Origin of the sequence: Clostridium sp. M62/1 (genome assembly GCF_020736365.1) — a bacterium.
In the GTDB taxonomy this organism is placed as follows: domain Bacteria; phylum Bacillota; class Clostridia; order Lachnospirales; family Lachnospiraceae; genus Otoolea; species Otoolea saccharolyticum_A.
In genome coordinates, this window is the sequence record NZ_CP085988.1 from 898,850 (window position 1) to 908,746 (window position 9,897).

12 protein-coding genes are annotated in these 9,897 nt (G+C 49.4%); all 12 read left to right on the top strand.

All coding sequences use genetic code 11. From position 1 onward, the window contains the following. Complete coding sequence (gene secY / locus LK436_RS04720; protein ID WP_008396310.1) at nt 1-1,317, top strand: preprotein translocase subunit SecY; 1,317 nt, start codon at nt 1-3, stop codon at nt 1,315-1,317. A gap of 301 nt (nt 1,318-1,618) precedes the next feature. Further along, nucleotides 1,619-2,260 carry an adenylate kinase gene (locus tag LK436_RS04725; protein WP_008396308.1) on the top strand — a complete coding sequence of 214 codons (642 nt, stop codon included), beginning with the start codon at nt 1,619-1,621 and terminating at the stop codon, nt 2,258-2,260. 130 nt (nt 2,261-2,390) lie between these two features. Then, nucleotides 2,391-3,143, top strand: coding sequence for a type I methionyl aminopeptidase (gene map, locus LK436_RS04730; RefSeq protein WP_008396306.1), 753 nt, complete (start codon nt 2,391-2,393; stop codon nt 3,141-3,143). 46 nt (nt 3,144-3,189) lie between these two features. Continuing rightward, the gene (locus tag LK436_RS04735) at nt 3,190-3,465 is read left to right on the top strand and encodes a KOW domain-containing RNA-binding protein (RefSeq protein WP_008396305.1); all 276 of its coding nucleotides are present in this window, start codon (nt 3,190-3,192) and stop codon (nt 3,463-3,465) included. A gap of 17 nt (nt 3,466-3,482) precedes the next feature. After that, nucleotides 3,483-3,701, top strand: a complete 219-nt coding sequence (gene infA / locus LK436_RS04740) for a translation initiation factor IF-1 (protein WP_008396304.1) — start codon at nt 3,483-3,485, stop codon at nt 3,699-3,701. Nucleotides 3,702-4,543: 842 nt separating this feature from the next. Continuing rightward, a complete protein-coding gene (rpmJ, locus tag LK436_RS04745) occupies nt 4,544-4,657 on the top strand; it encodes a 50S ribosomal protein L36 (protein ID WP_003497809.1) in 114 nt (37 codons plus the stop codon). Between the two features lie 133 nt (nt 4,658-4,790). Then, on the top strand, nt 4,791-5,159 hold the full coding sequence (rpsM, locus tag LK436_RS04750) for a 30S ribosomal protein S13 (RefSeq protein WP_008396301.1): 369 nt from the start codon (nt 4,791-4,793) through the stop codon (nt 5,157-5,159). Nucleotides 5,160-5,245: 86 nt separating this feature from the next. Then, nucleotides 5,246-5,647: a 30S ribosomal protein S11 gene (gene rpsK / locus LK436_RS04755; RefSeq protein ID WP_008396300.1), complete on the top strand. Its 402-nt coding sequence runs from the start codon at nt 5,246-5,248 to the stop codon at nt 5,645-5,647. An 18-nt stretch (nt 5,648-5,665) separates the two neighbouring features. Further along, entirely contained in the window at nt 5,666-6,259 is a 594-nt protein-coding gene (gene rpsD / locus LK436_RS04760) for a 30S ribosomal protein S4 (RefSeq protein ID WP_008396299.1), read from the top strand. Nucleotides 6,260-6,303: 44 nt separating this feature from the next. Continuing rightward, complete coding sequence (locus tag LK436_RS04765) at nt 6,304-7,263, top strand: DNA-directed RNA polymerase subunit alpha (RefSeq protein ID WP_008396298.1); 960 nt, start codon at nt 6,304-6,306, stop codon at nt 7,261-7,263. A 237-nt stretch (nt 7,264-7,500) separates the two neighbouring features. Further along, nucleotides 7,501-8,037 (top strand): bL17 family ribosomal protein, encoded by a 537-nt coding sequence (locus LK436_RS04770; protein ID WP_015574664.1) that lies wholly within the window; start codon nt 7,501-7,503, stop codon nt 8,035-8,037. Between the two features lie 539 nt (nt 8,038-8,576). After that, entirely contained in the window at nt 8,577-9,845 is a 1,269-nt protein-coding gene (locus tag LK436_RS04775) for a cell wall-binding protein (protein WP_008396293.1), read from the top strand. Nucleotides 9,846-9,897: the final 52 nt, after the last annotated feature.

The following is a 9,897-nucleotide window of genomic DNA, read 5'->3' on the forward strand; positions in this document are numbered from 1 at the left end:
ATGTTAAAAACACTCCAGAACGCTTTTAGAGTGAAGGAGGTAAGGCAGAAGCTGCTCTTTACATTTGCGATGTTAGTTGTGATCCGTATCGGTTCTCAGCTTCCCATTCCGGGCGTAAAGACGGATTTCTTTGCCGAGCTGTTTTCAGGACAGTCTAACGATGCATTTGGTTTCTTCAATACGATTACCGGAGGTTCCTTCACGAACCTCTCGGTATTCGCTTTGAGCATCACACCATATATCACATCTTCCATTATCATGCAGCTTCTCACCATTGCGATTCCAAAACTGGAGGAGATGCAGCGTGACGGGGAAGAGGGCAGAAAGAAAATTCAGGAATACACCCGCTATCTGACAGTCGGACTTGCCCTGATGCAGTCAGCAGCCATGGCAATCGGCTTCGGAGGCCAGGGATTGCTTCTGGAGTTCACAGCGCCGAGCGTCATCGTGACGATTGCGGCCATGACCGCCGGAAGCGCCATGCTCATGTGGATTGGTGAGCGTATTACAGAGCACGGCGTAGGGAACGGTATCTCTATAGTCCTTCTCTTTAATATCCTCTCCACGATTCCAAGTGACATGATTTCTCTGTACGAGCGCTTCGTTCAGGGAAGGCCCATCGGTGCTGCGGTTGTATCTGTGGTCATCATTGTGGCTATTATCGCTGCCATCGTGGTATTTGTTATTATTCTTCAGGATGCTAAGAGAATTATCCCGGTACAGTATTCAAAGAAGATGCAGGGCAGAAAGATGGTTGGCGGCCAGTCCGCAAACATCCCTCTGAAGGTAAACACAGCCGGCGTTATCCCGGTTATCTTTGCATCCTCTCTGATGAGCTTCCCGGTTGTCATCTCCGAGTTCCTGAAGGTTGATCCGCTCTCTGTACCGGGCCATATTTTAAGGGCCTTAAATTCCAGCTCCTGGTTCCGTCCGGAGGCTCCGATTTATTCAGTGGGCGTGTTAATCTACATCGGACTGGTCGTAGTGTTTGCGTACTTCTACACATCCATTACCTTCAATCCGCTGGAGATTGCAAACAATATGAAAAAGGCCGGCGGCTTCATCCCGGGCATCCGTCCCGGAAAACCGACGTCCGATTATCTGTCAGGCATTCTGACCTATATTATCTTCATCGGTGCCTGCGGTCTGGTAATTGTATGCCTGATCCCGATCATCGCATCCGGTGTGTTCAATATCAACAGACTGTCCTTCGGCGGTACGTCCCTGATCATCATCGCGGGCGTAATCCTGGAGACAATCAAGGCAATAGAGGCTCAGCTGCTTGTAAGAAATTACAGAGGCTTTTTGAACGACTAAACGATTCGCCTTCTGGGCGGGAGAGGAAGGCGGCATGTGTATGCTGCCTGCTCCCGGCAGAGGGCGTTTCTTTTTTATATAACAGGAAACTTCGTTCCCTGCTATATAAAAACGCTCCGCGGGGATCGCACTGCGGCGGCCGGGGCGTCCCGATGGGAGAGGCCGGGTAGAGAGACAGGCCTCAGGTATGGGAAAGTCAGGTTGGGAGAACCCTGCAAAAAGAGGGGAAATCCTTTTCTGATATAAAAACTATATAACATTTTCAATATCAGGGTATTTTATAACACGGGAGGCGGATCTTATGAAGATTATCATGTTAGGCGCACCAGGGGCGGGAAAAGGAACACAGGCTAAGAGGATTGCCGAGAAATACGGGATTCCTCACATTTCCACCGGAGATATCTTCAGAGCGAATATCAAGGAGGGAACAGAGCTTGGTATGAAGGCGAAGGAGTTCATGGATCAGGGACTTCTGGTTCCGGATGAGGTGACAATCGGAATGCTCCTCGACAGAATCAAGAAGGAGGACTGCGTGAACGGTTATGTGCTGGACGGCTTCCCGAGGACCATTCCTCAGGCAGAGAGCCTGACAAAGGCTCTGGAGGAGATGGGACAGAAGATTGACTATGCAGTTGATGTGGATGTACCGGATGAGAACATCGTATCGAGAATGAGCGGGCGCAGGGCCTGCATTACCTGCGGCGCCACCTACCATGTACAGTTTGCTCCGCCTAAGGCAGAGGGAATCTGCGACAAGTGCGGCGCAGAGCTGGTTCTCAGGGACGACGACAAGCCGGAGACTGTGCAGAAGCGCCTGGCGGTTTACCACGAGCAGACACAGCCGTTAATCGACTACTACAGGAGGGCAGGCGTCCTCGTTTCTGTAGACGGCACACAGAGTATGGATCAGGTATTCGAGAGCATTGTAAAAATTTTCGGATAAGTCTGGACGGAGCGGTGCCCGGCCATCTGCCCCGGCATGCCGCCGGGAACGGATATGGCAGGGCAGTCCGCACTGCCCAGGGCAGCCTGGAAGATACAGTTGACAGGATTTTATTTCAGGAGCAGATATTATGGCAGTGACCATCAAATCTCCCAGGGAGATTGAACTGATGAGGGAGGCGGGAAGGATTCTCGCCATCACCCACGAGGAGCTTGCAAAGGCTCTCAGGCCGGGCATGTCAACCCTTGACATTGACCGGCTGGGAGAGGAAATTATCCGCAGCTACGGCTGCATCCCCTCCTTCAAGAACTATAACGGCTATCCGGCTTCCATCTGCGTGTCGGTCAATGACGAGGTGGTGCATGGAATCCCCCACAAGGATCACATCATCGACGAGGGCGACATTGTCAGCCTGGATGCGGGAGTGATTTACAGGGGATACCACTCCGACGCAGCCAGGACCCACGGCATCGGGGAGATAAGCCCGGAGGCCAGGAAGCTGATTGAGGTGACAAGGCAGAGCTTTTTTGAGGGCATCAAGTTTGCGAAGCCGGGCAATCACCTGAACGACATTTCCACAGCGATTCAGGCCTATGCCGAGAGCTTTGGATATGGAGTAGTCCGGGATCTGGTAGGACACGGGATCGGCTCCCACCTGCACGAGGATCCGGAGATCCCCAATTTCAGAAGGCGCAGGAAGGGAATTCTTCTGCAGCCAGGCATGACTCTGGCCATCGAGCCGATGATTAACGAGGGCTCCTATGAGGTTGTGTGGCTGGACGATGACTGGACCGTGGTGACAGATGACGGTTCTCTTTCAGCTCACTATGAAAACACAATCCTGATAACCGAGGATGAGCCGGAGATCTTATCTCTGCGCTGACAGGAACAGACGGCGGGCTGCGCCGCCTTGACTTTTGAGGTGAAACATGGCAGAATATAAAGTCGGAAGCCTTGTCCGCTCCCTTGCGGGACATGACAAGGACAGCTTTTTTATCATAACAGAGGAAACACCGGAATACGTTTACCTGTCGGACGGAAAGCTGCGCCCTGTGGAAAAGCCGAAGAAAAAGAAGAAAAAACATGTGCAGCCGACACATTTTTCAGAGGCAGGGCTCACAGAGGCAATTCTTGCCGGACGTCCCACAGTAAATGAGGAAATCCGCCTCTTTATCAGAAACTGGAAAAAAGAGAGAGAAATTTAGCCGGGAGGTAGAGTATAATGTCCAAAGCAGACGTAATCGAGATTGAGGGAACCGTTGTGGAGAAGCTCCCCAACGCCATGTTCCAGGTAGAGCTGGAAAACGGCCACAAGGTGCTTGCAACCATCAGCGGAAAGCTCCGCATGAACTATATCAGAATTTTACCGGGTGACCGGGTAACACTGGAAATGTCCCCTTACGATCTCTCCAAGGGACGCATTATCTGGAGGGATAAGTAGAAGGAGAGAAAAGATACAGGGGGAATGGGGGTACGGCAGAAGAAAGGTGCGGATTTTGTTCCAGCGAAGTCACAAAATCCGCACCTTTCTTCTGCCTTCCGGGACATTCCTTCTGTTTTTCTGGGGAAGGAGAAGAGTGGGGTGGGGGAAGGGGACAGAGCGGATGAAAGCGGGGAGATAGGCGGATAGTTAGATGGGGAGATTGGGAGATAGGGAGGAAGACGGAGCGGGAGAGTTTTACGGGGAGAAGGACCGGAAAAAACGGGCCGGAAAAAAGGACTGGAAAAGACGGCTCGGGAGAAACGCTCAATCGGGAGAAATGCTCAGGAAAAACGATTCAGAAAAAGCACGGCGGCAGAAAATTCTGTGCTCAGCCGAAAGCGGGCAGCACCGTAGTGGAAGGAGGAACGAGTGAGAAAATTTTGTGACTTCGCTGGAACAAAATTTTCTCACTCGTTCCTCCGTACCATTCTCCGTCTCCTCCGTACCATCCTCCGAGCTATCTTCCCCGCCATCCTCCATCCCGTCCCGCTACATCCATCTGCACTTCCTGCAGCCTCCCCTTCCCGGGCAGTCTCCGGGTACCGGAAAATCCCGTAAAAACAAGGAAAAATAAGCAAAGATCCGCTTGCAATCTATAAAAATAAGTGTTATAATGCTCTAGCGAACTTTGTTGAGGCATCAGAATAGATCTGCCCTTTTGAAGCTGTGAACCCAGGCTGAGAGAGGCCGGACTGTTTGATAGATGTACCTGTAGGCCCGCATTTGAGGACTGCAATATGCAACAAACTGCGCGTTGTGTGTCCTTAGGTGGACGGACTATTACGGAAAGGAGAATTACTGTGAAGGTTAGATCATCGGTTAAACCAATTTGCGAAAAATGCAAGATCATCAAGAGAAAAGGCAGTATCAGAGTAATCTGTGAAAATCCAAAGCACAAACAAAGACAGGGCTGATAAATAGTCTGCCTGATTTTTTCGCACACCGCTTTTCATGTGAACCACCAGGATAAGTTGTTCATATGAATCAAGCATTTAGCAATACTTGTGGATTGAATGAAAGAAAAACTAATGGAGGTGTACTAAACACATGGCTCGTATTTCAGGTGTTGATTTACCAAGAGAAAAACGTGTCGAGATCGGTTTAACTTACATCTACGGAATCGGTAGAGCAAGTTCCAACCGCATTCTCGCAGAGGCTGGCGTGAATCCTGACACACGTGTTAAGGATTTAACAGACGACGAGGTTAAAAAGCTGGCAGCAATCATCGCTGATACTCAGGTTGTTGAGGGTGATTTAAGAAGAGAGATCGCCATGAACATCAAGAGACTTCAGGAGATCGGATGCTACAGAGGAATCCGTCACAGAAAGAGCCTTCCGGTTCGCGGTCAGAAGACAAAGACCAACGCGAGAACACGTAAGGGACCAAGGAAGACAGTAGCAAACAAGAAGAAATAATTAAGTAACAATGTAAACGTGAATCAGGTTAGGTGATACAGTAGGTTTAACAGGATTCAATATCAGAGAAAGTAGGTTAGTTTAAAATGGCTAAAAAAGTGTCAACTGCTAAGAAAGTGACAAAAAAGCGTGTAAAGAAAAACGTTGAACGCGGACAGGCGCACATCCAGTCATCTTTTAATAACACAATCGTTACTTTAACAGATGCACAGGGAAATGCTTTATCTTGGGCAAGTGCAGGCGGTCTGGGATTTAGAGGTTCAAGGAAATCTACTCCATATGCAGCACAGATGGCTGCAGAAACTGCAACAAAGGCAGCTCTTATCCATGGATTAAAATCTGTAGACGTTATGGTAAAAGGACCTGGTTCAGGCCGTGAGGCAGCAATCCGCGCCCTTCAGGCCTGCGGTCTGGAAGTAACAAGCATCAGGGACGTAACTCCGGTACCACACAACGGATGCCGTCCGCCGAAGCGCAGAAGAGTCTAATATAGGAGGAGAGTTAAGATGGCAGTAAATAGAGTTCCTGTTCTTAAAAGATGTAGATCTCTTGACCTTGATCCAATTTACTTAGGAATCGACAAGAAATCAAATAGAAATTCAAAGAGAGCTAATAAGAAGATGAGCGAGTATGGTCTCCAGTTAAGAGAGAAGCAGAAAGCAAAATTCATCTATGGTGTGTTAGAGAAACCTTTCAGAAACTACTATGCAAAGGCTTCCAGAATGAACGGACAGGTTGGTACAAACCTGATGATTATTCTGGAGTCCAGACTGGATAACGTTCTGTTCAGAATGGGATTCGGCCGCACAAGAAAAGAGACAAGACAGATCGTTGACCACAAGCACGTACTTGTAAACGGCAAGTGCGTAAACATCCCGTCCTACCTGGTAAAGGCCGGAGATGTAATCGAGATCAAAGAGAAATACAAATCTTCACAGAGATATAAAGACGTATTAGAGGTAACAGCAGGAAGACTTGTACCGGCCTGGTTAGAGGTTGATCAGGAGAACTTAAGAGGTACAGTAAAAGAGTTACCGACCAGAGACGAGATTGATGTTCCTGTAAACGAAGTGCTTATCGTCGAGTTATACTCCAAATAATTAAGGCCAGCCCTTAATTAACTTCCCAGAAGGAGGGGCTATTAGTGTTCGATTTTGAAAAACCGAAAATTGAAATTGCTGAGATTTCAGAAGACAAAAGATATGGCAAGTTTGTAGTGGAACCGCTCGAGAGAGGCTACGGCACTACATTAGGAAATTCTTTAAGAAGAATTATGCTCTCTTCTTTGCCTGGAGCAGCAGTAAGTCAGGTGAAAATCGACGGCGTTCTGCATGAGTTCAGTTCCATCCCCGGCGTGAAGGAGGATGTGACTGAGATTATCATGAACATCAAGAGTCTGGCAATCAAGAACAGCAGCGAAACAAACGAGCCTAAGACAGCGTATATCGAGTTCGAGGGCGAGGGCGTCGTGACAGCCGCTGACATCAATGCTGATTCTGACATTGAGATTTTAAATCCGGATCAGGTAATCGCCACACTGAGCGGCGGAGCTGACAGCAAGTTCTATATGGAGCTGACCATCACAAAGGGACGCGGATACATCAGCGCTGACAAGAACAAGAGCGATGATCTTCCGATCGGCGTGATTGCAGTAGATTCCATCTACACTCCGGTAGAGCGCGTGAACATGTCTGTTGAGAACACCCGTGTGGGACAGGTTACAGATTACGACAAGCTGACTCTGGACGTTTTCACAAACGGAACCCTGGCTCCGGACGAGGCAGTGAGCCTTGCAGCTAAGGTATTAAGCGAGCATCTGAACCTTTTCATTGACCTCTCCGAAAACGCCAGAACCGCTGAGGTTATGGTGGAGAAGGAAGACAATGAGAAGGAGAAGGTTCTCGAGATGAACATTGATGAACTGGAATTATCCGTCCGTTCATACAACTGTTTAAAACGCGCAGGCATCAACACTGTGGAGGAGCTGTGCAACAGAACTCCGGAGGATATGATGAAGGTGAGAAACCTGGGCCGCAAATCCCTGGAAGAGGTGCTTGCCAAGTTAAAGGAGCTGGGCTTACAGTTAAATCCGAGCGAGGAGTAATCCACGGTCCTAAGATGGCTGGAGGACAGCGAAAGCCGGGAAACCGGAGTCCTGCAAAGGGCAGATTCTTTGCAGGAGAGCGGAGAGTGAGGAATACGTTCCCCGCCTTCGCAGAAGGGCATTCCTTTCTGAGGAGGGAGGTTCCTTCTGAACCGAAACTGATTTATGGACAAAAAGCATCCGTCCAGTAAGCCCGAAGATGCGTGGGCGGATGTTCCACAAATGGAGGATTTTATAATGGCAGGATATAGAAAGCTGGGAAGAACTTCCAGCCAGAGAAAAGCATTATTAAGAAACCAGGTGACAAACCTGTTATACAACGGAAAGATCGTTACAACTGAGGCAAGAGCCAAGGAAGTAAAGAAGATCGCCGAGGGCTTAATTGCACTTGCAGTTAAGGAGAAGGACAACTACGAGACTGTTAAGGTAACAGCAAAGGTTGCCAAGAAGGACGCTGACGGCAAGAGAGTGAAGGAAGTCGTTGACGGAAAGAAAGTAACTGTTTACGAGGAAGTTGAGAAGGAAATCAAGAAGGATAAGCCATCCAGACTTCACGCAAGAAGACAGATGTTAAAGGTTCTCTACGGAGTAACCGAGGTTCCGACCGCTAAGGCTGGAAGAAAGAAAAACACAAAGTCCGTAGATATGGCTGCTAAGCTGTTCGACGAGATCGCACCAAAGTATGCTAACCGCAACGGCGGATACACAAGAATCGTTAAGATCGGCCTTCGTAAGGGCGATGCAGCGATGGAAGTTCTGCTTGAGTTAGTATAAGACTGACTGTACCGATCCTCCGGGGAGAGAATTCCCCGGGGGATTTTTTTGTGGGGAAAAAAGGAAGGGTGGGTGGTGGTGGGCGGAGAGAGGAGGAAGGCATTTTGTTCCAGCGAAGTCACAAAATGCCTTCCTCCTCTCTCCTTCTGCCATAGGTTCCGGCTTACTTTTGATATGAAAAAAATAACAAAGCGATGGGGAAGCTTCCGGATGGGGATGGAGATGAGGGGAAGCGGTGAGAAGGTTGATACCTTTCTTCTCAGGCAGCCGTATTTCCGACTGCCTTCAGAGAAGGCTCAGGGCCTCCCTGTCATTGAAAACGAGCTTCCCCCAGGCCTTTCGTCAGGAAAAATAAGGAAATATATTTAAGATTTCGCAAGAATATCGTAAGTTGACGCCTGTCGGCCCCGATGTTTATAATAAAGATAGAAAAATAGCGTTGAGGGATTTCCCGGCGCCGGCACCCTGCAGGAGAGCAGAGAGAGCAGGCGATCGATGGGGAGGACATAAGATAGAGCAGGAAAAAGGAGGATGGTAGTATGAAAAGCAGAGCGGGGTATGCGAAGGCGCTGGCGTTGATTTGTATGTCTGCCTTACTTGCGGCAGGGGGAAGCCTTACTGTGTTTGCGGCTTCCAAGACGATCTCCAAGGTGGATATTGATGTTAAGATAGAGCTGGAGCCGGGGGACGATCTGCCGGATTTATCCTACGGTTCCAAGGGAGAAGGGGCAAATGTCATGGTCTCAGACGGCGCCAAGTATGAGATTGTGGAAGATCCTGAGTGGAGCAGCTCCGTCGGCAGCAGCGGGGTTAAGATCGGAAGCACCTACACGTTTAAGGTAATTCTGGAGGCCAAGGATCCGGATGAGTACACCTTTAAGGGCACGTATAAGTCCAGCAATGTGAAGGTGAGCGGAGGAGAATTTGTCTCAGCCAGCCGTTCCGGAAGCGACCGGCTGAAGGTTACGATCAAGACAGATCCGGTGGAGGGAACTTTTGAGGCTCCGGAGGAGGCCGAGTGGAGCGATACGACTCTGGGGCTTGCAAAGTGGGATTCCGTGGATCGGGTGGATGCCTATGATATTACCCTCTACCGGGGAGGAAGCACGGTATATAAGGTGAAAGGGTATCAGGGCAACAAGATTAGTTTTTATCCCTATATGACCAGCGCTGGAACCTACAGCTTTAAAGTGCGCTCTGTGGCCAAGAATGACAGCCAGAAGGATTATGCAAAGAGCAGCGACTGGACAGATTCAGATGAGATTTATATAGGAAAGGAATCAGTGTCAGACGGCTCCGGAAAAATCGATTACAACAATCAGAACAGCGCAGGTAACAACACAACCGCCCAGGTGGGATGGATCCAGCAGGGCGACCGCTGGTGGTACCGCTACCCGGACGGCAGCTATCAGAAGAATGACTGGCTTCTTCTCAACAATCAGTGGTTCCTTTTCGACGCTGACGGATGGATGCTGACGGACTGGCAGTATAAGAACAACAACTGGTATTATCTGAACCCTGTCTCAGATGGAAACAGGGGAGTTATGCTCACCGGCTGGATTCAGACTAATTCCGGCTGGTACTACCTGAATCCGGGGCCTGACGGGACTGTGGGGGCCATGTACAGGAATCAGTGGCTGGATTTGAATGGAAAGCGGTATTATCTGGGCGACTCCGGCGCCATGTATGAGGGATGGAGGCAGATAGGAAACGACTGGTATTATTTCTATCCCGGAAGCGGGGAGCTGGCGGTGAACACGACCATCGACACCTTCTATGTAGATGGAAATGGAATCTGGAGAAGATAAGCAGCCGGAGAAAAACAGAGAGAACAGGCAGCTCAGAGCAGGCAAGGCGGCC

Bases quoted from the DNA above. Each gene is read 5' to 3' on its own strand.
- secY (WP_008396310.1), top strand. From the start codon at position 1: ATGTTAAAAACACTCCAGAACGCTTTTAGAGTGAAGGAGGTAAGGCAG.
- LK436_RS04725 (WP_008396308.1), top strand. From the start codon at position 1,619: ATGAAGATTATCATGTTAGGCGCACCAGGGGCGGGAAAAGGAACACAG.
- map (WP_008396306.1), top strand. From the start codon at position 2,391: ATGGCAGTGACCATCAAATCTCCCAGGGAGATTGAACTGATGAGGGAG.
- LK436_RS04735 (WP_008396305.1), top strand. From the start codon at position 3,190: ATGGCAGAATATAAAGTCGGAAGCCTTGTCCGCTCCCTTGCGGGACAT.
- infA (WP_008396304.1), top strand. From the start codon at position 3,483: ATGTCCAAAGCAGACGTAATCGAGATTGAGGGAACCGTTGTGGAGAAG.
- rpsM (WP_008396301.1), top strand. From the start codon at position 4,791: ATGGCTCGTATTTCAGGTGTTGATTTACCAAGAGAAAAACGTGTCGAG.
- rpsK (WP_008396300.1), top strand. From the start codon at position 5,246: ATGGCTAAAAAAGTGTCAACTGCTAAGAAAGTGACAAAAAAGCGTGTA.
- rpsD (WP_008396299.1), top strand. From the start codon at position 5,666: ATGGCAGTAAATAGAGTTCCTGTTCTTAAAAGATGTAGATCTCTTGAC.
- LK436_RS04770 (WP_015574664.1), top strand. From the start codon at position 7,501: ATGGCAGGATATAGAAAGCTGGGAAGAACTTCCAGCCAGAGAAAAGCA.
- LK436_RS04775 (WP_008396293.1), top strand. From the start codon at position 8,577: ATGAAAAGCAGAGCGGGGTATGCGAAGGCGCTGGCGTTGATTTGTATG.